Here is a 21,609-nt window from a genome sequence, read left to right as displayed (position 1 = left end):
AGCACTCGTTTCGTTTATTGCGATTTTCGCTTATTTCGAATAACGTTCCGGCATTCCTCATTCCCAAAGCCGGACTCGCCATGTCGACCGTTATTCATCCCTCGATCAGCCTCCCTGTAGAACGCGAAGTAAAAGCCGCCATTGAAGGGCAGCGCGCTCTGGCTGCTTACCTCGCGACCCATTTCGAGACTCAGCACATCCAGATTTTCGACGAGCGGAACGAAGCTCATCGCGTCGAACTTCCCACCTCGGCCCTGCGCCTGCTGATCGACATTCTGGCGGAGCTGGCAGCCGGCAACGCGGTCCAGGTCGTTCCGGTGCATGCCGAATTGACGACCCAGGAAGCCGCCGACCTGCTCAACGTCTCACGTCCACACCTCATAAAACTGCTGGAAAGCGGCGAGTTGTCCTACCACAAAACAGGCAAGCACCGACGTGTGCGCTTTGCCGATCTGATGGACTATAAGAACCGGCGCACCACCGCCAGCGAGCAGGCAATGGCGCTTCTCGCGGAACAAGCCCAGGCGTTAAGGACAGGATACGAGTGAGGCATTCCTCTTTCACTGCTGCCTCGCCAATGAAAAGCCGATGCATGCGTCTTGTACCCCGCCCCCTTGAGAGACTTCCTCATGTGGCTTGCCCTCTCAGGACGATTTCGGGCGCGATGGACCCAGGAGATTCACTGCGAATGGAAACGCAATCTGCTGAAGAACCGCCCTGACCTGACGATGGAACAGCTGGATCGTACGTCCGGCCTGATGGATCAAGCGATACCCGACGCCTGCGTCCATGACTATGAAGATCTGATTACCGGACTCACGTTGCCTGACTGCGATGATCGTCATGTTCTGGCAGCGGCCATCCGTTGCGGCGCAAGTGTGATAGTGACCTTCAACCAGAAAGACTTTCCATGCAAAACGCTGGAGCCTTTCGGCATCGAGGCGCAGCATCCGGACGAGTTCGTCGATAACCTCTTTGGGCTTGATCCTGCAGCTGTGGTTGCTGCGGCCCAAAAGCAGCGTCGGCAGCTGAAAATGCCTGCCATGGACGTCGAAACCTTTCTTGATCTACTGCAACGACAAGGCCTGGTTAAGTCGGTCCAGGCACTCAGCGGCTATCACGTGATCCTTTGAAAGTTCATTACCCCACACAGCAAAACGGCGATCCAAAGATCGCCGTTTTCCATTACTCCCCGAACTGCTTGCCCAGCCCCGCCGGTACGCCGTGGATATTGGTTTCTTCCCACGGTCCGTTCGGGCTGATCGAGCGGCTCCAGCCGTTGTTCCAGCGGTAGTAGGTGCGCTGGCGGTAGAAGGTGTTGGTCTGGTCATCCAGCACATACACGCCCAGCTTCTGATCCCAGTGGCTATTGCCGCCCGGTGGTGGGGCGAAGCTGGCGGAGGTGCGTGGGGCCGGTTTCGCGGGTTTGGCCGGGATGCCCGGTTTGCCCGGCGTCGGGGTGGTCGACGGGGTCGGGCCGGGTTGTGATGGCGGAATCGGCGGCAGCCTTGTGGTCGGCTCCGGTCGTTGCACCGCACATGCGCTCAAGCCCAGGGCCAGTGTGAGGACTGTGATTCGGGCGATGGCGTTCATGGCGGTGCTTTCCTGTTGGTTCCGGCTATTTGTCCGGGCTGTCGATGGTCAGTTTTTGTGGCGCGGTGGTGCTGCTGGCCAGAGGCCCGCTGCGGCCGACCCACTCACCGGCGGTCGGTTGACCGGCTCGGGAGATGCGCGCAACCAGTTGGACTTCGGGGAAGTTCGACAGTTTCAATTGCGGCATCATTGCGTCGGCATCGCCCAGTTCGACAGTCACCGGCAGGTCGGCGACGGTCAGTCGCTTGGCGGCCAACGGTGCTGGAGGGCCAGACACTGCACGGGCGAAGATGAACACGCTGTCACCCGGTTGCACCTTGCCCTTGAGCTCGGCGGCCAGATCGACGCTGACCTTGAGCAGCGCGGTTTTCGCGACCGGAGCCTGGGCGACCTTACCGCCGCTGGCCTCAAGTTTTTCAGTGGCGCGGGCGATGCCGCCTTGCAGAGGCTCACGGGATTTGTCTTCCGGCGGCAGTTGCGCCAGCAGACGGTTCCAGTAATCGATGGCTTGCTGATAGCGCTCGCCTTCGAATGCGGCGATGCCCAGCAGGCCGAGGCTGGTAACTTCTTTCGGATCAGCCTTCAGTGCTTCGTCAGTCAGGGCCTGAATCTTCTCCGACCACTTCTTGCCATCGGCGAAGTACTGCGCCTGCGCCCACTGGCCGAGCAGTTCCGGCTGACGACCGGCCAGGTTGGCGGCGCGTTCGAACATCTTCGCCGCGTCTGCCGGACGATCCTGAGCCATGTAGGTACGACCGAGGAAGTACAGGCCTTCGGCGGAATCCGGTTGCGCGGCCACGGCGCGTTCCAGACGCTGGGTCATCTCTTCCATCGACTGCGGCGCCTGGGCGAATTCCCGGGTCAGTTCGACTTTGTCGGCGGCACCAAAATGCATATAGAGGCCCAGGCCCAACACCGGCACCAGCACGGCCGCCAGCAGCGGCAATGGTTTGCCCAGACGCGAAACCCGCGCTGGAGCCACGCCCTCGGTGTCGGCCAGCAGTTCCCGCGCCGCTTCGGCACGGCCGCTGTCCATTTGCGCGGCATCGAGAACACCCTCGGCCTGCTGCGATTGCAACTCGGCGACACGTTCCTGATACAGCGCGACGTTCAGGGCAGTCCGATCCTCTTCACGCTGGGCGCGACGTTCACGCAGAACGGGGATCAGCAGAAAACTCAGGGCGACCAGAAGCAACAGCCCTGCGGCAAGCCAGAAATCAATCATTCTTGGTTTTTATCCAACAGTTGGTCGAGGCGCTGACGCTCTTCAGGGGACAGCGATTGCGGAGTCTCGGCACGTTGCCCGCGACGGCGGCGGACGATCACGGCGATGACGACAAAACCGCCGAGCAACAATCCGGCGGGGCCAAACCACAGCAGCGCGGTCTTGGCATTGAGCGCCGGTTTGTAGCGCACGAAATCACCGTAGCGGTCGACCATGAAGTCGATGATCTGCTGATTGTCCTTGCCCTCGCCGAGCATGCGGAAAATCTCTTTGCGCAGGTCGGCGGCAATCGGCGCGTTGGAATCGGCGATGTCCTGGTTCTGGCATTTGGGGCAACGCAGTTCCTTGGTCAACTCACGGAAACGCTCGCGATCGCCTTCTTTGGCGAACTCGTAGGTGTCGATGGCGGCGTGAGCCACACCCGCCAGACTCAAGCCCAACACCATGGCGGCTAAAAAGCGCTTCATGGCTTGGCCTCGTCAACCAGCGCCTGATACTTGGCCGCCAGTTTTTCGCGCCAGACCTGCTCGTCGATCACCCCGACGTACTTGTCGCGGATGATGCCCTTGGCGTCGATGAAGAAGGTTTCCGGTGCGCCGTAGACACCGAGGTTCAGGCCCAGGGAGCCTTCGTCGTCGCGGATGTCCAGTTGATACGGATTGTGGAATTCGGCCAGCCACTTCAACGCATCGGCGTTGGTGTCCTTGTAGTTGATGCCGTAGATCACCACGCCGCGCTCGGCGAGTTTGTTCAGCACCGGGTGCTCGACCCGGCAGGAAATGCACCAGGTGCCCCAGACGTTGACCAGCGCCGGTTTGCCGAGAATGTCAGCTTTGGTCAGGGTCTTGTCGCCCTGCACCGCCGGCAGGGAAAACTCCGGGAACGGTTTGTTGATCATCGCCGACGGCAGCTCCGCTGGATCCAGGTACAGACCGCGATAAAGGAATACGGCCACCAGCAGGAAAATCGCCAATGGCACCAGCATCAACCAACGTCTCATGCAGCGGCTCCTTCCATGCCCAGCGCTTCACGCACCTTGGCTTTGACCTTGACCCGGTAGCGCCGATCCAGCGCTGCGAGCAAACCACCGAAACCGGTCAGCAGACCACCGAACCAGATCCAGCGCACAAACGGTTTGACGTGTACCCGCACTGCCCAGGCGCCATCGCCCAGTGGCTCACCCAATGCGACGTAGAGGTCGCGGGTGAAACCGGCGTCGATCCCGGCTTCGGTCATCATCGAACTCTGCACGGTGTACAGGCGTTTTTCCGGGTGCAGCACGCTGATTTCCCGGCCATCGCGGATCACCCGGATGGTGCCTTTGTCGGAGGTGAAGTTCGGGCCTTCAAAATGTTTGGCGCCTTCAAACACGAACTGATAACCGGCCAGTTCCATCGACTCGCCCGGCGCCAGACGCAGGTCGCGTTCGGCACTGTTCTGGCTCGACAACACCACGCCCAGGGCGCAGACGGCGATGCCGAGGTGAGCGAGTTGCATGCCCCAGTAGCTGCGGGTCAGAGTTGGCAGACCTTTGATCAGGCCTTTGTGGCGGGTCTTGTCGAAGATGTCGCGCACGCCGGCCAGCAACACCCAGGCCGCCAGCAGGAACGTCGCCAGCACCGCCCAGTTGAAATCGCCATAGGCAACACCGGCCACCACGGCCAGCGCCACGCTGCCCAGCAGCACCGGAGTGAGCATGCTGACCAGCCATTTCACCGGTGTGTCTTTCCAGCGCACGATCACACCGACCGCCATCACCACCATCAGCAAGGCCATCAACGGAATGAACAGCGCGTTGAAATACGGCGGGCCGACCGACAACTTGGCGCCGCTGATGGCATCGAGAATCAGCGGATACAGCGTGCCCAGCAGGATCATCGACGCAGCCACCACCAGCACCAGGTTGTTGCCCAGCAGCAGGGTTTCCCGCGACCACAGGTTGAAACCGACCTGGCTCTTGACCACCGGGGCGCGCAAGGCAAACAGCGTCAGCGAACCACCGACCACGAACAACAGGAAGATCAGGATGAACACGCCGCGCTCCGGATCGGAGGCAAACGCGTGCACCGACGTCAGCACGCCGGAACGCACGAGGAAGGTGCCGAGCAGGCTCAGGGAGAAGGCGGCAATCGCCAGCAACACCGTCCAGCTCTTGAACACGCCACGTTTTTCCGTGACTGCCAGCGAGTGGATCAGCGCCGTGCCCACCAGCCAAGGCATGAACGAGGCGTTTTCCACCGGGTCCCAGAACCACCAGCCGCCCCAGCCGAGTTCGTAGTAAGCCCACCACGAACCGAGGGTGATGCCGATGCCGAGGAAAGCCCAGGCGACGATGGTCCACGGACGCGACCAGCGTGCCCATGCCGCATCGAGACGGCCGCCGAGCAGTGCGGCGATGGCGAACGCGAAGGCCACCGAGAAACCGACATAGCCCATGTACAGCATCGGCGGGTGGACGATCAGGCCGATATCCTGCAACAACGGATTGAGGTCACGACCGTCGGCCGGGATCTGCGGCAGGATCCGCGAAAACGGGTTGGAGGTGAGGATCAGGAACAACAGGAATCCGGTGCTGATCATGCCCATCACCGCCAGCACGCGGGCGAGCATGACTTGCGGCAGTTGCCGGGAGAACACCGACACCGCGAAGGTCCAGCCCCCGAGGATCAAGGCCCACAGCAGCAGCGAACCCTCGTGGGCGCCCCACACCGCGCTGAACTTGTAGTACCACGGCAGCGCGCTGTTGGAGTTCATCGCGACGTAAGCCACGGAGAAATCGTCGGTCATGAACGCGTAGGTCAGGACGCCAAAGGCAAACAACAGGAACGCAAACTGCCCCCACGCCGCTGGCTGGGCGAGGCCCATCCACAGACGGTCGCCGCGCCAGGCACCGAGCAACGGCACCACGGCCTGCACCAGCGCGAAACACAGCGCCAGGATCATGGCCAGATGGCCCAACTCAGGAATGAAAATGCTGGATGTCATCGATCAACCCTCCTTCGCAGGGGTTGGCGCGGATTGACCGCTGTCCTTCAGTGCTTTGGTCACTTCCGGCGGCATGTATTTCTCGTCGTGCTTGGCCAGCACTTCATCGGCGACCACGACGCCGTCGGCGTTGAGCTTGCCCAGTGCGACGATGCCCTGCCCTTCGCGGAACAGGTCCGGCAGGATTCCACGATAGGTGATGGTCACGGACTTGTTGAAGTCAGTGACCACGAATTTGACGTCCAGGGAGTCCGAGGAGCGTTGCAGCGAACCTTTCTCGACCATGCCGCCGGCGCGGATGCGGGTGTCCTGCGGCGCTTCACCGTTGGCGATCTGGGTCGGGGTGTAAAACAGATTGATGTTCTGCTGCAGGGCGCTCAGGGCCAGGCCGACGGCAGCGCCGACCCCGACCAGAATCGCCAGAATGATGATAAGACGCTTTTTGCGCAGCGGATTCACTTGCCGTTCTCCCGGCGCAGACGACGCGCCTCTTGTTGCAGATACCGCTTGCGGGCCAGGATCGGCGCCGCCACGTTGAGGGCCAGCACCGCCAGGCAGATGCCGTAGGCCGACCAGACATACAGGCCGTGATGGCCCATGGCGAGGAAGTCGCCGAATGACGCGAAACTCATCGAGCGGCCTCCAGGCTGTTCTGCACTTCTTCTTTCACCCAACTGGCGCGGGCTTCGCGCTTGAGCACTTCAAGGCGCATGCGCAGCAACAGCACGGCGCCGAAGAAACAGTAGAAACCCAGCACCGTCAGCAGCAGCGGCAGCCACATTTCGGCCGGCATCGCCGGTTTTTCGGTGAGGGTGAAAGTCGCGCCCTGGTGCAGGGTGTTCCACCACTCCACCGAGTATTTGATGATCGGGATGTTGATCACGCCGACGATGGCCAGCACCGCGCAGGCCTTGGCGGCGCTGTCGCGATTGCTGATGGCGTTGCCCAGGGCGATCACGCCGAAATACAGGAACAGCAGAATCAGCATCGAGGTCAGGCGCGCGTCCCAGACCCACCACGAACCCCAGGTCGGTTTGCCCCAGATCGCCCCGGTGACCAGCGCCACGGCGGTCATCCACGCGCCGATCGGTGCGGCACATTGCAGGGCGACGTCGGCCAGTTTCATCTTCCACACCAGCCCGACCACACCGCACACCGCCAGCATCACGTAGATCGACTGAGCGAGCATCGCAGCGGGTACGTGGATGTAGATGATGCGAAAGCTGTTGCCTTGCTGATAGTCCGGCGGCGCGAAGGCCAGGCCCCAGACGACGCCAACGGTGATCAGCAGCAACGCGGCAATGCTCAACCACGGCAACAGCCTGCTGCTGATGCCATAGAACCACTTGGGCGAGCCGAGCTTGTGAAACCAGGTCCAGTTCATACTGTTTCCATCACGGGTGCCGCTCATCGGTGTGAGCAGTCTCAGGGTCTTTGCTGGTTAAATTTTAACCAGACCTCATTATTCGCCGACGCTGATCTTCAGGCCAGCAGCTATTGCAAAGGGTGTCAGGGTTATCGCCAGGGCGGTCAGGCTGCCAAGCCACAACAGATAACCCATCGCCGGCATGCCTTGCAGTGCCGCCTGCAAGGCGCCACTGCCGAGGATCAACACCGGGATGTACAACGGCAGAATCAGCAGCGCCAGTAACAGGCCACCGCGTTTCAGACCGACCGTCAGCGCCGCGCCCACCGCGCCGAGCAAGCTCAGCACCGGTGTACCCAGCAACAACGAAAGCAGCAATACCGGCAGACACGCAGCCGGCAACCCGAGCATCAACGCCAGTAACGGCGAGAGCAAAACCAGTGCCAGCCCGGAAAAAAGCCAGTGTGCCAGCACCTTGGCCAATACCAGAAGTGGCAGGGGGTGCGGCGAAAGGACCCACTGTTCAAGGGATCCATCTTCGAAATCACTGCGGAAAAGCCCGTCCAGCGAGAGCAGGACCGACAAGAGAGCCGCCACCCAGACTAACCCCGGGGACAAGTTTTGCAATACTTGAGTTTCCGGTCCGACGGCCAGCGGGAACAGCGCGATGACGATGGCGAAGAAAATCAGCGGATTGGCCAGCTCCGCCGGGCGGCGGAACAGCAGTCGGGATTCACGGGCAACCAGCAGGCCGAACACACTCATACCGCCCAATTCCCCAGATCGATGTCGCGATAACCGGCCGGCATCCGGCTCAGCGTGTGATGGGTGGTCAACACCACCAGACCGCCCTGCTCGCAGTGATTGGCCAGGTGTTCTTCGAGTTGCGCCACGCCCTGCTTGTCCAGCGCGGTGAACGGTTCATCGAGAATCCACAGCGGCGGGCTGTCGAGGTAAAGGCGCGCCAACGCCACGCGGCGTTGCTGACCGGCGGACAGGCTATGACAGGGAACATCTTCGAAACCGCGCAATCCAACCGCCGCCAGTGCCTGCCAGATCGCGTCGCGTTCGGCAGGTTGATGCAGGGCGCAGAGCCAGGCGAGGTTTTCTTCCGGGGTGAGCAGGTCCTTGATGCCGGCGGCATGGCCGATCCACAGCAGGTTGCGCGCCAGTTCGCTGCGTTGCTCGCTCAGCGGTTTGCCGTTGAGCAGCACCTGACCGTCGGTCGGTTGCATCAGTCCGGACAGCAAACGCAAGAGACTGGTCTTGCCGCTGCCGTTGGGACCGCTGATCTGCACCATATCGCCACTGGCCAGTCTCAATTCGAGATTTTCGAAGAGCAGCCTGAGATCACGCTCACACGCGAGGCCAACGGTTTGCAGGACAGGACTGGTCAAGGGTTCACGGGCCTTATACGGTTCAAGTCGGCTCTGGGGCGGCCGTTAAAGAGTTGCAGCATAAATGCAATGACGGCTCAATCCAGAGAGCTGCGTCAAACAATTGCTATGTTTTTTGAACGAACGGAAAGACGGGCGGCATTATACATGGCGTCTCTCCCTCTCCCGAGCGCATTTTCCTCAGGTTGTGTCCGCGTATGACAGGCGAAATGAACATCCTCCCGCTCCCGCAACCCTCTCCGGCGAACTCACGTTTGCAGGTCAGCGGCGAGCTGCTCAAGCTGTTGACGCCGATGGACGGGCTGATTGCCGCCGGCCAGAGCGCCAAGGCCGAGGTGTTGTCGCTCAAGCCTGCGGACCAAGCCTTTCAGGTGCTGCTCAAGGTCACCCTCGACAGCGGCCGTCAGACCACCGTGCAGGCGACCAGCCCCCTGCCGCTGCCGCAAGGCACCAACCTGGCCGTCACCCAGCCGTCGGCGGGCAATCTCGCGGTCACCGTGCAACAGGCCATCGCCACGGCTGTCGCCACCCTAACCCGCATCGATACCGCGCAATTGCCGGTCGGTACGTTGCTGCAAGGCAAAGTGCTGACGAATCAGGCCTTGCCGCAAGTGCCAGGGCAGCCGACGGTGTTCCGCTCGACGGTCAGCCTGCTCAACACGGTATTGAGCGGCAGCACCCTGAGCCTCGACAGCCCGCAACCGTTGCGCATCGGCACCCTGCTGTCGGCGCTGGTACAGGATTCCCAGACCCTGAAATTCCTGCCGCTGAGCAATCGCCAGGAACAATTGGCGGTCAGTCAGCAACTGGTCAGCCAGCAGAGCCGCCAGGGTTCGCTGGACGGTTTGCTGAAAATGCTCCAGAGCCTGCCGCCCGCCGACGATCAGACCTCCAGTGATCTGCGCGCCGCCGTGGACCGGCTGCTGGCCAACCTGCCGGACGTCGAGCAACTGACCACGCCCAAAGGCCTGGCCCAGGCACTGCTCAACAGTGGCGCGTTTCTTGAAGCCAAACTGTTGACCGGGCAAAACCCGACGCTGACCCCGGACATGAAAGCCGATCTGCTCAAGCTGATCGCGCAACTCACCCCCGGCCTGCCCGGCAATACCAACCTGAACGCCATCATCGCCGCCAACACACTCGCCCAGGCGATGCCGAGCTTCGTGCGCAATGCCCTCGGCATGCTCGGCCAGGTCAGCGCCAAACCGGTGCCGAGCAGCTTCCCGCTGCCGGACCGGCTGTTGCAAAGCCTGGAAGGTGAAGGTGATCTGGAACATCTCCTGCGCCTGGCGGCCGCCGCTGTCTCGCGCCTGCAAAGCCATCAGCTGTCGAGCCTGGAGCAGACCGGCGTGACCGACGACGGTCGACTGCTCAGCACCTGGCAGCTGGAAATCCCGATGCGCAATATGCAGGACATCGTGCCGTTGCAGGTCAAGTTCCAGCGCGAAGAAGCCCCGCAGGAAGAACAGAAGAATGACCGCCGAGACAGTGAGCGCGAAACCAAACAGCAGCTGTGGCGCGTCGATCTGGCCTTCGACATGGAACCGCTGGGGCCGATGCAGATTCAGGCGCAACTGATCAGTGGCAGCCTGTCGAGTCAGCTCTGGGCCGAACGCCCCTTTACCGCGAGCCTGATCGAAAACAACCTGAGCGCCCTGCGCCAGCGCCTGCTGGATTCCGGTCTCAACGTCGGCGATCTCGACTGCCACCTCGGCACCCCGCCGCAAGGCAACCAAACCCGTCTCGAACACCGCTGGGTCGACGAAACCGCATGAACGATTCCACTGCTCCACGCCAGGCCATCGCCCTCAAATACGACGGCAGCCACGCCCCGACCCTCACCGCCAAGGGCGACGAAGAGCTGGCCGAAGAAATCCTGCGGATCGCCCGCGAGTGTGAAGTGCCGATTTACGAGAACGCCGAGCTGGTGAAGTTGCTGGCGCGTATGGAACTGGGCGACAGCATCCCGCAGGAGCTGTACCTGACGATTGCCGAGATCATCGCGTTTGCCTGGAACCTCAAGGGCAAGTTCCCGGCGGGACAGGACCCGAATGCGCCTATGGTCGAGAAGGACGTCACCGAACGCGGCGACGATTACTGAGCTTCCGAAAGTCCCATCCCCGGCCTGCCAAAGGGCATTTCCCAACCCGTGTCTGGCAAGGCTCCCAACGTCCGCGCCACAGTGGTCCCCTTCCTCGACTCATAACCACTCGTCGCGACTGTCAGATCTGACAGTCGTCAGGCCTTTGTTGCACAGCCACTCTATCGGCTCCCACTTAACGCCCGAATTTGAGGGGACATGACGTCATGAGAAGCAAAAAAACCGAAAAGTCGTCATCGAAGAAAACGTCAGGTGAATTGCTTGTCATGGGCGCACGCGGCAATCATGGCGGCCTTGGAAATTTTTATACGCGCAATTGGCGACTCGTAGCACTCGACGCATCATCACTGACTCCACGTGTCGCCAACTGGCAATACGAGGATGAAACCAGGTCTGTCTCCGGAGATCACTTTTTTGATGCTCGCCCCTATGCAGCGCTGAAAGTGACTTCAGACAAACAGAGCATCCTCCTCCAGCCCTCCAACATCACAGGAACTTCCTTCGCGCTATGCGCCCGACTGAACAACGGTAGTGTGCATGCCTGGGGACATCCGGAGGGCGGAGGCTCAATACCGGCCCCCATAAAAGACCTTCGCAACATAACCGAACTTTCGGCGGGTATGGGGGCATTCGCCATAAGACTAGACAGCGGAAATGTCCATGCCTGGGGTCTGGCGACAAGTGCAGGGGTAGTCCCTGGCGACATTTCAAAACTGAATAACATCGACGCTTTATCAGGTAGCAGCTATGTATTCGTGGCGCATCAATCCAATGACAGGATTGTTGCTTGGGGACGACCTGAAAATGGAGGGTCGATACCCGCACCTATTGCAGAATTAACCGATGTCGTTAAGGCCCGCGGTGGGCAAAACGGGTTCCTCGCACTACGCCGCAATGGCGCAGTCGTCAGTTGGGGTGGACCTTACCCAATGCCGGAAAACATTTCGTTGTTAAGGGATGTCCAACAGCTCGCCTGCACAACTTACGCATACGCAGTCCTTCGTAATAACGGGCAGGTGCTGGCATGGGGGCCAAGAGTCTGGGGTGGTGAGCTGTCACCAGAGATTGAACCGCTCAGGGATATCGTGGATATCGCGAGCTGTAGTACAGGATTTGCGGTTCTCAGGGCTAACGGAAAAATCGCTGCATGGGGACATCTACCCCCCGTACCGAAGGACATCGCGGCGCGAACGGACATCGTGCACATCATGGGCACATCAAAAGGATTTGTCGTGCTGTGTGCCGACGGATCAGTAAACGCCTGGGCTGATCCGGCTTTCTTTATCAGTGACATCCCTCCCGCCATCCGAGAACTCAGAGATATTGTCGCAATCAACGCAAACCAGAATGCTGTCGTCGCATTGCGCAGTAATGGTATTGCCGTTGCCTGGGGAGACCCTGAAGGCGGTGGAGAAACTACGCAATACACCGCTTTGCTCAACAATATTCGAGCTGTATATGCGGGAGGCAATACCTTTGCCGCATTACGTCAAGACAACCGGGTCATAGCGTGGGGAGATGAGGGATACGGAGGCACAGGAGAACAAAAAGCACTTTATCAAATGATTTCTTACGCAAAGAAAGCAGTCACTTGAAAAAGGTGATTGCAGGGCTCGGTTCCTGATGATGGAGCGAGACAAAAAAGATCGCAGTGTGCGAAGCATCAACAGTGGCATCAAGCGCACCTGTGGAAGCTGCCGCAGACTACGATCTTTTTGATACTTCAGTTCTTGTGCAACTTGCGCATCAACTCCGCCTCAGCCTGGGTCAACCCGCAGGACTGCGTCAGCTCATCGACACTCGCGCCCATCCCGACCAGTTTCGCCGCCTGGGCGAACGACAGGCTGGAAGGATCGCGCTGTTCGAGCTGGGCGAGTTTGTCCGGAATCGGGCCGACGACCGCGCGCAGTTCGTGCAGGGCTTCGCCCATGCGCACGTTGCCGTTCTGGTAATCGTCGACACGCTTGGCCAGGTCCTTGATGCGCTGATCACGCAGCGCATCGCCCTGGGCCTGTTGCGCAGCGATCACGCGCTGCGCCTTGATGTACGCCAGAAACATCGCCAGCGTGCCTGCCCAGAACAGGAACAGGACAATGACCGCTACCTCGAGAATCAATCAGATATTCTCCAGTTCCGACCATTCTTCTTCGCTCATCATCTTGTCCAGCTCGACCAGGATCAGCAACTCGTTGTTCTTGTTGCACACGCCCTGGATGAACTTGGCCGATTCTTCGTTACCGACGTTCGGTGCGGTCTCGATTTCCGACTGACGCAGGTAAACCACTTCAGCGACGCTGTCGACCATGATGCCAACAACCTGCTTGTCGGCTTCGATGATGACGATACGGGTGTTGTCGCTGATCTCGCCGCTCATCAGGCCGAAGCGCTGACGGGTGTCGATCACGGTCACCACGTTGCCGCGCAGGTTGATGATGCCCAGCACGTAGCTGGGTGCACCCGGAACCGGAGCGATTTCGGTGTAGCGCAGGACTTCCTGAACGCGCATCACGTTGATGCCGTAGGTTTCATTGTCCAGCTTGAAGGTTACCCATTGCAGGATCGGATCTTCGGAACCCTTTGCCGCCGTCGCCTTGTCGTTCATACCCTAGCCCCTCGAAATACCGCAATGGCGGTGTGTGTCTCGTGTGCCGGCATTGCATGCCGGCGTCTGTCTGTTATGTAAGCGTTATGTCGGTTTGTGGTTCGGCTTACTGCCGGACATGTGCTTTGCCCCACCGCTGGCGATCAACTCGGCCAGTGCGGAGACATCGAGCAAGGCGCACATGTGTTCAATCACCGTGCCCGCGAGCCATGGCCGCTGACCTCGGTGAGTCCTCCATTTGATTTCATTCGGATCCAGACGCAACGAGCGGCTGACCTGATGCACCGCCAGGCCCCACTCGTAACCTTGTACCGAAATCACGTATTGCAGGCCCTGACGGAAGTCATCGCGATAGCGATCCGGCATGACCCAGCGTGCGGTGTCCAGCACCTTCAGGTTCCCCGCCTGGCTTGGCAGGATGCCGAGGAACCATTCCGGCTGACCGAACAGCGGCGTCAGCTCATGGCCGGCCAGCGAATAGATCGAGCCGAGGCACACCAGCGGCACCGCCAGGGTCAGCCCGGCGACATCGAACAACAGGCATTCGAACGCTTCCGACGCCCAGGCCGGGCGACCGTCAGTTTCTACCGGTGGCGGTGTATTGCTCGGTGGCAGATGCACTTCGACCAGCGGCGCAACCAGTGCTTGCTCGACAACCTGCTCGACCGGCGCAACGACTGGCACCGGCGCGGGCGGCTCGACCGGAGTCGGCTCGGGTTGCGCTTGCAGAAGCTGGGTTTGCAGCAGCGGCGCGAGGGTCGACACCACACGCACCGGCTCGGGTTCCTTGATCAGCGGTGCCGGCGCTTTGGCCGCCACAGCGGCAGGCGCTGCAACCGGGGCAGCAGGCCTGGCGGCTTTCTGCGCATCGCGAGCCTGTTCTTCAAGCACCGCGGCCTGGAACTCATCGAGCTCGGCGGTGCTTTCAACCACCTCGACAGGCGCTTCGATTTCCTGCGGGATCTCTTCCGTCACATCCTCCAGCAAGCTGTCCAGATAGGACTGCAAAGCCAGTTGCGGACGCGAAGTCAGTTTGATCGGCCGATTCATGCTCAGGCCACCTGCGGAACGAGTTGTTGCGCCAGCAGATGCTTGAGCAGCGCGCGGTAGGCCAGCACGCCACGGCTCTTGCCGTCGAATTGCGAAGGCGTGACACCGGCACGGCTGGCGTCGCGCAGACGCGTATCGACCGGGATGTAACCCTGCCAGATCTCTTCGGGAAATTTGTCGCGCAACACGCGCAAGGTGCCCATCGACGCCTGGGTGCGGCGGTCGAACAAGGTCGGCACGATGCTGAACGGCAGCGCCTGTTTGCGCGAGCGGTTGATCATCGCCAGGGTGTTGACCATGCGCTCCAGGCCTTTGACGGCCAGGTGTTCGGTCTGCACCGGGATCACCAGTTGCTGGCTCGCGGCCAGGGCGTTGACCATCAGCACGCCGAGCAACGGCGGGCTGTCGATGATTGCGTAATCGAAGTCCTGCCACAGCTGCGCCAGACTCTTGGCGATCACCAGGCCCAGACCACTCTGCCCCGGCGACTGGCGCTCGAGGGTCGCCAGCGCGGTGCTGGACGGCAGCAGGGAAATGCGTTCATCACTGGTCGACAGCAGCAACTGGCCCGGCAGGCCTTGCGGCACACTGCCCTTGTGCAGGAACAGGTCGTAGTTGCTGTGTTCCAGGCTGTCGGGGTCGTAACCGAAATAGCTGGTCATCGAGCCGTGCGGGTCGAGATCGACCACGACCACGCGTTTGCCCGCCTCTGCCAGCAAACCGGCTAAAGCGATGGAAGAAGTGGTTTTACCAACACCACCCTTTTGATTGGCGACTGCCCAGACTCTCATTCGGATTGTTCCTCCCGGCCGAGATGCTCGGCCGAGACATGGCTCAGCGTATTAATGCGGGCGACGGAGAATTGACGGCACTCTCGCGTCCCGGCGTCTTGACCGGGGTCGGTGCAGTTTGTGTGCCAGCACGCTTCAACGCGGCATCCGGTTGCGCATTGGCGGTTCCGGTGCCTGTGAGGCTGCGACGAACATCGAGATTGCGCGACACCACCAGCACCACGCGACGGTTCTTCGCCCGGCCTTCGGCCGTGGCGTTGTTGGCCACCGGCTGGAATTCGCCATAGCCCACCGAGGCCAGACGGCCAGGGTTGACGCCCTGCATCGCCAGCATCCGCACGATGCTCGCCGAACGCGCCGAGGACAGTTCCCAGTTGGTCGGGTACTGCGCGGTGCGGATCGGTTGATCGTCGGTGAAGCCTTCGACGTGGATCGGGTTGTCGAACGGTTTGAGGATCGCTGCAACCTTGTCGATGATGTTGAACGCGATGTCGCTCGGCATCGCATCACCGCTGCCGAACAACAGGCTGGAGTTGAGTTCGATCTCGACCCACAGCTCGTTGCCGCGCACGGTCATCTGGTTCGAGGAGATCAGGTCGCCGAACGCCGCGCTGATGTCATCGGCGATGCTTTTCAGCGGATCGCTGGCCCCGGCAATGCCGGCGTCGACCTGTTCGGCGTCCTTGACCAGCGGCTTGGCCGGGGTCACGGTCTTCGGTCGCTCGTCGCCGATCGGGATCGGCTTGAGCGAGCGGTCGGAGTCGGTGAAGACCCCGATCAGCGCTTCGGAGATGACCTTGTACTTGCCTTCGTTGATCGACGAGATGGAGTACATCACCACGAAAAAAGCGAACAGCAAGGTGATGAAGTCGGCATAGGAAACCAGCCAGCGTTCATGGTTTACATGCTCTTCATGTTGGCGACGACGTGCCATGAGGTTAGTCCCTTAATCCATGAAGCCCTGAAGCTTCAACTCGATGGAGCGTGGGTTTTCACCTTCGGCGATCGACAAAATGCCTTCCAACAACATTTCGCGATAACGCGACTGCCGCAACGCGATTGACTTCAATTTGGCTGCCACCGGCAGCAGGATCAGGTTGGCACTGGCCACACCGTAGATGGTGGCAACGAACGCCACGGCGATGCCGCTGCCCAGTTGCGTCGGATCGGCCAGGTTGCCCATCACGTGGATCAGGCCCATCACCGCACCGATGATACCGATGGTCGGCGCGTAGCCGCCCATGCTTTCAAAGACCTTGGCGGCCTCGATGTCGCGGGCTTCCTGAGTGTAGAAATCCACTTCGAGGATGCTGCGGATCGCTTCCGGCTCGGCGCCGTCGACCAGCAGTTGCAGGCCTTTGCGCGAGTAGGCATCAGGCTCGGCATCCGCCACGCCTTCCAGACCCAGCAGGCCTTCCTTGCGGGCGGTGAGACTCCAGTTGACCACGCGGTCGATGCCGCCAGCCAGATCGACACGAGGCGGAAAGAAAATCCAGGCGAGGATCTGCATGGCGCGCTTGAACGCGCTCATCGGAGATTGCAGCAGCGCGGCACCGATGGTGCCGCCCAGCACGATCAGCGCCGCCGGACCGTTGGCCAGCGCGCCGAGGTGGCCGCCTTCAAGGTAGTTGCCGCCGATGATGGCGACAAACGCCATGATGATCCCGATAAGGCTTAGAACATCCATCAGATACACGCCTCGACGATGTGCTTGCCGATATCGTCCAGGCCGTACACCGCATCCGCGAGGTCGGCTTTGACGATGGCCATCGGCATGCCGTAGATCACGCAGCTGGCTTCATCCTGGGCCCAGACCGTGCTGCCGCCCTGTTTGAGCAGGCGTGCGCCTTCGCGGCCGTCGGCGCCCATGCCGGTCAACACGACCGCCAGAACTTTGTCGTTGTAGGACTTGGCTGCGGAACCGAAGGTGATGTCGACGCATGGCTTGTAGTTCAGACGCTCGTCGCCCGGCAGGATTTTCACCGCGCCACGGCCGTCGATCATCATCTGCTTGCCACCGGGTGCCAGCAGCGCCAGGCCCGGACGCAGGATGTCGCCATCCTCGGCTTCCTTGACGCTGATGCGGCAGAGCTTGTCCAGACGCTCGGCGAAGGCCTTGGTGAAGGCTGCCGGCATGTGCTGGATCAGCACGATCGGCGCCGGGAAGTTGGCCGGCAACTGGGTCAGAACCCGTTGCAGGGCAACCGGGCCGCCAGTCGACGTGCCGATAGCCACCAGTTTGTAGGCTTTGCGTTTCGGCGCTGCCGACGAAGTGCTGGCCGCCGGAGCGCGAGCCGGTGCAGGCGCAGGTGCCGGACGAGCCGGAGCACTGTGGCTGCCAAAGCTCGACGGCGCCGCTGCCGGAGTCGGCGCAGGCGCAGGTGCAGCGGCAGGCGCCGGCGCACTGTAGGCACTGAAACGACGGTTACTGCGCGAGATGCTGTGCACCTTCTCGCACAGCAGTTGCTTGACCTTCTCCGGATTGCGGGAGATGTCTTCAAAATTCTTCGGCAGGAAATCCACCGCGCCGGCATCCAGCGCATCCAGGGTTACCCGGGCGCCTTCATGGGTCAGCGAGGAGAACATCAACACCGGGGTCGGGCAGCGCTGCATGATGTGCCGCACTGCCGTGATGCCGTCCATCATCGGCATCTCGTAGTCCATGGTGATCACGTCCGGCTTGAGGGCCAGGGCCTGATCGATCGCCTCTTTACCGTTGGTTGCCGTACCGACAACCTGGATGCTCGGATCCGCTGAAAGAATTTCCGAGACGCGGCGGCGGAAAAAACCCGAATCGTCCACCACCAGGACTTTGACTGCCATAAACACTCCATTAGGTGCAGCGGGACGTTGTCGCCCCGCCGCCCCGGATTCAAATACGCCGTGCGGCGTAACGCTTGAGCATGCTTGGAACATCGAGAATCAGCGCAATGCGGCCGTCACCGGTAATGGTGGCGCCGGACATGCCCGGGGTTCCCTGCAGCATTTTGCCCAATGGCTTGATGACCACTTCTTCCTGGCCGACCAGTTGATCGACGACGAAGCCGATCCGCTGAGTGCCCACCGAAAGGATCACCACATGGCCTTCACGCTGCTCTTCGTGAGCCGCGGAGCTGACCAGCCAGCGCTTGAGGTAGAACAATGGCAGCGCCTTGTCCCGCACGATCACCACTTCCTGGCCATCCACCACGTTGGTGGTCGACAGGTCGAGGTGGAAGATTTCGTTGACGTTCACCAGCGGGAACGCGAACGCCTGGTTGCCGAGCATCACCATCAGGGTCGGCATGATCGCGAGCGTCAGCGGCACCTTGATGACGATTTTCGAGCCGGCGCCCTTGGTCGAGTAGATGTTGATCGAACCGTTGAGCTGGGAAATCTTGGTCTTCACCACGTCCATGCCGACACCACGGCCGGACACGTCGGAGATCTCGGTCTTGGTCGAGAAACCCGGGGCGAAAATCAGGTTGTAGCACTCGGTGTCGCTCAGGCGATCGGCGGCATCCTTGTCCATCACACCGCGTTTCACGGCGATGGCACGCAGGACGTTCGGGTCCATGCCTTTGCCGTCATCGGAAATCGACAGCAGGATATGGTCGCCTTCCTGCTCGGCCGCCAGGATGACCTTGCCGCCACGGGCCTTGCCCGAGGCTTCGCGCTCTTCCGGCGACTCGATACCGTGGTCGACCGCGTTGCGCACCAAGTGGACCAGCGGGTCGGCCAGAGCCTCGACGAGGTTCTTGTCGAGGTCGGTCTCTTCGCCCACCAGTTCCAGGTTGATCTCTTTCTTGAGCTGACGCGCCAGATCGCGAACCAGACGCGGGAAGCGGCCGAAGACTTTCTTGATCGGCTGCATCCGGGTCTTCATTACCGCGGTCTGCAAGTCGGCGGTAACCACGTCGAGGTTCGACACGGCCTTCTGCATCGATTCGTCGCCGCTGTTCAGGCCCAGGCGCACCAGACGGTTACGCACCAGTACCAGCTCGCCGACCATGTTCATGATTTCGTCGAGACGCGCGGTGTCTACACGAACGGTGGTTTCGGCTTCGCTCGCCGGTTTTTCCGGTGGCGGAGTCGCCGGTGCACGGGCTGGAGCCGGTGCAGCAGCGGCGGCTGGCTTGGCCGGTTCGGCTTTAGGCTCAGGCGCTTTTGCAGCAGGTTTTGCCGCAGCGGCCGGGGCCTTGGCGGCAGGCGCTGCAACAGCAGAAGCATTGCCGGCCGTCACGACGGCACCGGTGGCGACGTCAGTGAACTTGCCTTTGCCATGCAGATCGTCGAGCAGCGATTCGAACTCATGGTCGCTGATCAGATCGCTACCGGCCGCAGCCGCTGCCGGAGCAGCAGATGCAGGCACCGACGCAATCGCCGATTCCAGCGCATCGACGGCAAAGTTGCCCTTGCCGTGCAACTGATCGAGCAAGGCTTCGAATTCGTCGTCGGTGATGTCGGAGCTGTCGCCCGCCGCCGGAGCAGCAGGTGCAGCGGCTGTCGGTGCCACGGCGTCGGCCGCGAACTGGCCCTTGCCGTGCAACTGGTCGAGCAGCGACTCGAATTCGGCGTCGGTGATTTCATCGCTGGCTGCTTCATCGGAAGCAGGCGCAGCGGCAGCCGCCGGTGCTTCGGCTTCGGCCTTGACGGCGTTCAGCGAGTCCAGCAACTGTTCAAATTCGTTATCGGTGATATCGCCCGAATCGCCTTCGACGACCAGTTCTTCGATCATCTCGGCAACAGGCGAAGCCGGGGCTTCATCCGCCGATTGCGGTTCAGCCAGACGCGCCAGGGCGGCCAGCAGTTCCGGGGTTGCGGCAGTAATCGGGCTGCGATCGCGGACTTCGCTGAACATGCTGTTCACCGCGTCCAGCGCTTCGAGCACCACGTCCATCAGTTCTGCATCTACGCGACGTTCACCCTTGCGCAGGATGTCGAACACGTTTTCGGCGATGTGACAGCACTCCACCAGCTCATTGAGCTGAAGGAAGCCGGCGCCCCCTTTTACAGTGTGGAAACCGCGAAAAATTGCGTTGAGCAGATCTGCGTCATCCGGGCGGCTTTCCAGCTCGACCAGTTGTTCGGACAGTTGCTCAAGAATCTCGCCGGCCTCAACCAGGAAATCCTGAAGGATCTCTTCATCGGCGCCGAAGCTCATTAATGGGGTGCTCCTACAGGTCTAAAAACCCAGAAAACTAAAATCCAAGGCTGGATAGCAAATCGTCCACATCGTCCTGACCGGACACAACGTCTTCTCGTTTATCGGCATGAATCTGCGGACCTTCACCCTGCGAGAGATGTTTTTGTGGATCTTTTTCAGCGAGCATTGCCGCACGGTCATGTTCGATGCCCGCAAAGCGGTCCACCTGACTGGCCATGAGCACGAGTTTGAGCAGATTGCTTTCGACTTCGGTGACCAATTGGGTCACGCGCTTGATCACCTGACCTGTGAGGTCCTGGTAATCCTGGGCCAGCAGAATGTCGTTGAGGTTGCTCGACACCGCGCGGTTGTCCGCGCTGCTGCGTGCCAGAAAACCGTCGACCCGACGCGCCAGTTCGCGGAACTCTTCAGCCCCGACTTCACGGCGCATGAAACGTCCCCAGTCGGCACTCAATGCCTGGGCTTCGTCAGCCAGGCCATTGACCACCGGCGTGGCGCTTTCGACCAGGTCCATGGTGCGGTTGGCCGCAGCTTCAGTCAGCTTGACCACATAGCCCAGACGCTCGGTCGCATCAGTGATCTGCGACACTTCCTCGGCCTGCGGCATATGCGGGTCGATCTGGAAGTTGACGATTGCACTGTGCAGTTCGCGCGTGAGCTTGCCCACTTCCTGGTACAGGCCACGGTCACGGGTCTGATTGAGCTCATGGATCAGTTGCACAGCGTCGCCGAACCTGCCTTTTTCAAGGCTTTCGACCAGTTCGACCGCGTGTTTTTTCAGAGTCGACTCGAAGTCGCCCTGTGAAGATTCGTTATGCTCCATAGCTCCCCCGCGCGTCATCAGCCGATGCGTTCGAAAATCTTCTCGATTTTTTCTTTCAGCGCCTGAGCCGTGAAAGGTTTGACCACGTAGCCGTTAACGCCGGCCTGGGCCGCTTCGATGATCTGCTCGCGCTTGGCTTCAGCAGTCACCATCAGCACTGGCAGGTGCTTGAGTTTTTCATCGGCGCGCACGTGACGCAGCAGGTCGATACCGGTCATGCCAGGCATGTTCCAGTCGGTCACCAGAAAGTCGATGCTGCCGCTGTTGAGCACCGGAATGGCAGTGGTGCCATCGTCGGCTTCAACGGTGTTGGTGAACCCAAGGTCACGCAACAGGTTCTTGATGATCCGCCGCATCGTTGAGAAGTCATCAACGATGAGGATTTTCATGTCTTTGTTCAATTCGACCTCCAAGCAGTCTTAAACGCGCCCAGCACCTGGACGCGCCATTTCAATCAATCCGGCAAAGCACTCGATGACTGTCTGGAGCACAACAGAGCAAGACCGGTGCCGTTCACCACCGCACCAGCC

General features: G+C 60.9%; 25 protein-coding genes. 5 read left to right on the top strand and 20 right to left on the bottom strand.

Features of this window, described 5'->3' with window-relative positions:
• Nucleotides 1-80: 80 nt before the first annotated feature.
• Nucleotides 81-548, top strand: a complete 468-nt coding sequence (locus tag AC1RMX_RS12285) for a helix-turn-helix domain-containing protein (protein ID WP_096822147.1) — start codon at nt 81-83, stop codon at nt 546-548.
• Nucleotides 549-629: 81 nt separating this feature from the next.
• Complete coding sequence (locus AC1RMX_RS12280; RefSeq protein WP_493072036.1) at nt 630-1,133, top strand: VapC50 family PIN domain-containing toxin; 504 nt, start codon at nt 630-632, stop codon at nt 1,131-1,133.
• A gap of 52 nt (nt 1,134-1,185) precedes the next feature.
• On the opposite strand, the gene AC1RMX_RS12275 is transcribed toward AC1RMX_RS12280, so the two are convergent.
• From AC1RMX_RS12275 to ccmA, 10 genes are all read right to left on the bottom strand, one after another.
• Complete coding sequence (locus AC1RMX_RS12275; protein ID WP_493065507.1) at nt 1,186-1,593, bottom strand: hypothetical protein; 408 nt, start codon at nt 1,591-1,593, stop codon at nt 1,186-1,188.
• Nucleotides 1,594-1,618: 25 nt separating this feature from the next.
• Complete coding sequence (ccmI, locus tag AC1RMX_RS12270) at nt 1,619-2,818, bottom strand: c-type cytochrome biogenesis protein CcmI (protein ID WP_096822149.1); 1,200 nt, start codon at nt 2,816-2,818, stop codon at nt 1,619-1,621.
• Nucleotides 2,815-3,285, bottom strand: coding sequence for a cytochrome c-type biogenesis protein (locus AC1RMX_RS12265; protein ID WP_011333089.1), 471 nt, complete (start codon nt 3,283-3,285; stop codon nt 2,815-2,817). The genes ccmI and AC1RMX_RS12265 overlap by 4 nt, the downstream gene beginning before the upstream one ends.
• Nucleotides 3,282-3,818 (bottom strand): DsbE family thiol:disulfide interchange protein, encoded by a 537-nt coding sequence (locus AC1RMX_RS12260; protein WP_007959246.1) that lies wholly within the window; start codon nt 3,816-3,818, stop codon nt 3,282-3,284. Before AC1RMX_RS12260 ends, AC1RMX_RS12265 begins: the two co-directional genes overlap by 4 nt.
• Nucleotides 3,815-5,803: a heme lyase CcmF/NrfE family subunit gene (locus tag AC1RMX_RS12255; RefSeq protein WP_102620350.1), complete on the bottom strand. Its 1,989-nt coding sequence runs from the start codon at nt 5,801-5,803 to the stop codon at nt 3,815-3,817. Before AC1RMX_RS12255 ends, AC1RMX_RS12260 begins: the two co-directional genes overlap by 4 nt.
• A gap of 3 nt (nt 5,804-5,806) precedes the next feature.
• Nucleotides 5,807-6,262, bottom strand: a complete 456-nt coding sequence (gene ccmE / locus AC1RMX_RS12250; protein WP_096822151.1) for a cytochrome c maturation protein CcmE — start codon at nt 6,260-6,262, stop codon at nt 5,807-5,809.
• Nucleotides 6,259-6,435 (bottom strand): heme exporter protein CcmD, encoded by a 177-nt coding sequence (gene ccmD / locus AC1RMX_RS12245; protein ID WP_008055370.1) that lies wholly within the window; start codon nt 6,433-6,435, stop codon nt 6,259-6,261. The genes ccmE and ccmD overlap by 4 nt, the downstream gene beginning before the upstream one ends.
• Entirely contained in the window at nt 6,432-7,187 is a 756-nt protein-coding gene (locus AC1RMX_RS12240) for a heme ABC transporter permease (protein WP_096822152.1), read from the bottom strand. The genes ccmD and AC1RMX_RS12240 overlap by 4 nt, the downstream gene beginning before the upstream one ends.
• Nucleotides 7,188-7,265: 78 nt before the next feature.
• Complete coding sequence (ccmB, locus tag AC1RMX_RS12235) at nt 7,266-7,934, bottom strand: heme exporter protein CcmB (protein ID WP_096822153.1); 669 nt, start codon at nt 7,932-7,934, stop codon at nt 7,266-7,268.
• Nucleotides 7,931-8,566, bottom strand: coding sequence for a cytochrome c biogenesis heme-transporting ATPase CcmA (gene ccmA / locus AC1RMX_RS12230; RefSeq protein ID WP_096822154.1), 636 nt, complete (start codon nt 8,564-8,566; stop codon nt 7,931-7,933). Before ccmA ends, ccmB begins: the two co-directional genes overlap by 4 nt.
• 197 nt (nt 8,567-8,763) lie before the next feature.
• Here ccmA and fliK point away from each other — a divergent pair, with 197 nt between their 5' ends.
• The 3 genes from fliK to AC1RMX_RS12215 all read left to right on the top strand — a co-directional run bounded on the left by fliK (nt 8,764) and on the right by AC1RMX_RS12215 (nt 12,262).
• On the top strand, nt 8,764-10,341 hold the full coding sequence (fliK, locus tag AC1RMX_RS12225; protein WP_493072033.1) for a flagellar hook-length control protein FliK: 1,578 nt from the start codon (nt 8,764-8,766) through the stop codon (nt 10,339-10,341).
• Nucleotides 10,338-10,667 (top strand): EscU/YscU/HrcU family type III secretion system export apparatus switch protein, encoded by a 330-nt coding sequence (locus AC1RMX_RS12220; RefSeq protein ID WP_102620348.1) that lies wholly within the window; start codon nt 10,338-10,340, stop codon nt 10,665-10,667. The genes fliK and AC1RMX_RS12220 overlap by 4 nt, the downstream gene beginning before the upstream one ends.
• 206 nt (nt 10,668-10,873) lie before the next feature.
• The gene (locus AC1RMX_RS12215) at nt 10,874-12,262 is read left to right on the top strand and encodes an RCC1 domain-containing protein (RefSeq protein ID WP_493072028.1); all 1,389 of its coding nucleotides are present in this window, start codon (nt 10,874-10,876) and stop codon (nt 12,260-12,262) included.
• Nucleotides 12,263-12,390: 128 nt separating this feature from the next.
• Here AC1RMX_RS12215 and AC1RMX_RS12210 read toward each other — a convergent pair whose 3' ends face one another.
• The 10 genes from AC1RMX_RS12210 to AC1RMX_RS12165 form a co-directional block, all read right to left on the bottom strand.
• Nucleotides 12,391-12,783, bottom strand: a complete 393-nt coding sequence (locus AC1RMX_RS12210) for a DUF2802 domain-containing protein (RefSeq protein WP_096822158.1) — start codon at nt 12,781-12,783, stop codon at nt 12,391-12,393.
• Nucleotides 12,784-13,269 (bottom strand): chemotaxis protein CheW, encoded by a 486-nt coding sequence (locus tag AC1RMX_RS12205; RefSeq protein WP_007959223.1) that lies wholly within the window; start codon nt 13,267-13,269, stop codon nt 12,784-12,786.
• An 84-nt stretch (nt 13,270-13,353) separates the two neighbouring features.
• The gene (locus tag AC1RMX_RS12200; protein WP_493072025.1) at nt 13,354-14,319 is read right to left on the bottom strand and encodes a CheW domain-containing protein; all 966 of its coding nucleotides are present in this window, start codon (nt 14,317-14,319) and stop codon (nt 13,354-13,356) included.
• 2 nt (nt 14,320-14,321) lie between these two features.
• The gene (locus AC1RMX_RS12195) at nt 14,322-15,110 is read right to left on the bottom strand and encodes a ParA family protein (RefSeq protein ID WP_085710493.1); all 789 of its coding nucleotides are present in this window, start codon (nt 15,108-15,110) and stop codon (nt 14,322-14,324) included.
• Between the two features lie 43 nt (nt 15,111-15,153).
• Entirely contained in the window at nt 15,154-16,044 is an 891-nt protein-coding gene (gene motD, locus AC1RMX_RS12190) for a flagellar motor protein MotD (protein ID WP_096822160.1), read from the bottom strand.
• Nucleotides 16,045-16,056: 12 nt separating this feature from the next.
• Entirely contained in the window at nt 16,057-16,797 is a 741-nt protein-coding gene (locus tag AC1RMX_RS12185) for a flagellar motor protein (protein ID WP_096822161.1), read from the bottom strand.
• Nucleotides 16,797-17,933, bottom strand: a complete 1,137-nt coding sequence (locus AC1RMX_RS12180) for a protein-glutamate methylesterase/protein-glutamine glutaminase (RefSeq protein WP_102620345.1) — start codon at nt 17,931-17,933, stop codon at nt 16,797-16,799. The genes AC1RMX_RS12185 and AC1RMX_RS12180 overlap by 1 nt, the downstream gene beginning before the upstream one ends.
• 49 nt (nt 17,934-17,982) lie before the next feature.
• Nucleotides 17,983-20,253, bottom strand: coding sequence for a chemotaxis protein CheA (locus AC1RMX_RS12175; RefSeq protein ID WP_493072023.1), 2,271 nt, complete (start codon nt 20,251-20,253; stop codon nt 17,983-17,985).
• Between the two features lie 37 nt (nt 20,254-20,290).
• Complete coding sequence (locus AC1RMX_RS12170; RefSeq protein ID WP_096822164.1) at nt 20,291-21,079, bottom strand: protein phosphatase CheZ; 789 nt, start codon at nt 21,077-21,079, stop codon at nt 20,291-20,293.
• A gap of 17 nt (nt 21,080-21,096) precedes the next feature.
• Complete coding sequence (locus AC1RMX_RS12165) at nt 21,097-21,468, bottom strand: chemotaxis response regulator CheY (protein ID WP_003183998.1); 372 nt, start codon at nt 21,466-21,468, stop codon at nt 21,097-21,099.
• Between the last annotated feature and the right edge of the window lie 141 nt (nt 21,469-21,609).

Source organism: Pseudomonas sp. GW822-FHT03F04 (assembly GCF_058801405.1).
This window is presented reverse-complemented; position numbering and strand designations above follow the sequence as displayed.